The organism is Emticicia sp. (genome assembly GCF_049241225.1).
Lineage (GTDB): Bacteria > Bacteroidota > Bacteroidia > Cytophagales > Spirosomataceae > Emticicia.
In genome coordinates this window covers 1-1,665 of the sequence record NZ_JBMLRC010000288.1, presented here as the reverse complement: position 1 = coordinate 1,665, position 1,665 = coordinate 1, and the positions used below count along the sequence as shown (strand labels likewise).

Annotated in this window: 1 protein-coding gene and 1 pseudogene; both read left to right on the top strand. The window is 43.0% G+C overall.

What is annotated here, in order from left to right; genetic code table 11:
• Positions 1-875, top strand: a pseudogene (locus tag ACOVO2_RS15435) (PKD domain-containing protein); the annotation flags it as partial.
• A 138-nt stretch (positions 876-1,013) separates the two neighbouring features.
• Positions 1,014-1,665, top strand: a 652-nt coding sequence (locus ACOVO2_RS15430) for a twin-arginine translocation signal domain-containing protein (RefSeq protein ID WP_421770837.1), incomplete at its 3' end; no start/stop codon positions are given.

Genomic DNA, 1,665 nt, shown 5'->3' with positions numbered 1-1,665 from the left:
CTAGCTTAAAAGATGTAGCCAACAAATACAAAGGTGATAGCAAAGCAGTTGAGTACCTTTCAAAGAAAATCATCAATGGTGGCGGTGGTGTTTGGGGCGACCACGTGATGGCAGCTCACCCACAAATCTCAACGGCCGAAGCAAATATCATGGTTGATTATATCTTAAATATCAATGAGCCAAAAACTGCCAAATCAATGCCGACGCAAGGCAGTTATGCTACCAAAATCCCTGAAGGTCAGAAATCAAACGGCACATACATTTTGCGTGCAGCTTACAAAGATAAAGGCACGAAAGTAATGAAATCATTGGCAACTGAAGATGTTGTTGTGTTGAAAAACCCAACTTTAAACCCAGAATTGGCCGATAAATCGAAAGGTACTCAGTTAGTCATTACTCCTAATCGTTCATTCTCAATGGTAGGCGATAGGTCTTATTTGGGTTATACAAATGTTGATTTAACAGGCATCAAAGAAATCGAAGTTACGACTCAAGCCCAAACACGTGTAGGTGCATCAGGTGGCGTTATTGAACTTCACCTCGACTCGCCAACGGGTGCTTTGATTGGAACAAGCGATAAAATCGAGCCAAGAGAAATGCGAATGGGGTCGGGAGCCGCTGCTCCTCCACCTGCCCAGCCAGCAGCGTCTGCCGCTGGAACGCCAGCCGCTGGAACGCCTGCCGCAGGGACGCCTGCCGCAGGGACGCCTGCCGCCACACCACCAGCTCGCCCAAACATGAATAGTAAACTAAAAATAAACGTTCCTCAAGATGCTGGTCAACATGATGTGTATTTGGTTTTCAGAAATGATAAAGCAAAAGATACGCAAATCGTAATGGCGGTTTCGGCAATTGAGTTTAAAGCAAGCGAATAATAAACCCTAAGATAAATAGTACCGAGTACCGAGTACCGACGTACCGAGAATTGGGTGTAAAAACCCAATTCTTATTTTTCAATCCTCCTCCTCCCACCCTTCCAGAAATTACGAACAAAACTTTAATTACTAACAAAAATGCAAAATAGAAGAGATTTCCTTAAAAATACAGGAGCTTTAGCACTTGGTGGTTTGATGTTACCAAACTTGGCCGATGCTTTTGGCGAACCACAGAAAGTAAAAAATTTTGGGGTTCAGCTCTTTACCACAATGTCGGTAATCGACAAAGACGTTGAAGGAACTTTAAAACAAATTGCCGGAATCGGTTATAAAGAAATCGAATCGGCATTTAGCATGAAAGGTGGCTTTTATGGCATGAAACCAAAAGAATTTGCCAAATTAGTATCAGATTTAGGAATGTCATGGCAAGCTCACCACGTAAGTGGAGCTCCATTTAACCGTCCAGCTCCACGCCCATCGGCTGATGGAACCCCAGCACCTGCTCGTCCAGCCATGCCACCGATGAAAAATTTATTGAATAATACCCAAGAAATCGTTGATGAAGTAGCCGAAGGTGGGGCAAAATATTTGGTTTGTGCCAGTATTCCTGTCAATAAAATGGAGGAGGTAAAACTTTCGCTCGAAATTCTTCAAAAAGCAGGCGAAGCTGCAAAAAAAGCAGGCTTAACTTTTATTTTTCATAACCATACCGCTGAATTTGAAACCATTGAAGGTCAACGTCCTTTCGACATGATGGCTTCACAAATTAGCCCTGATTTACTCAAATTTG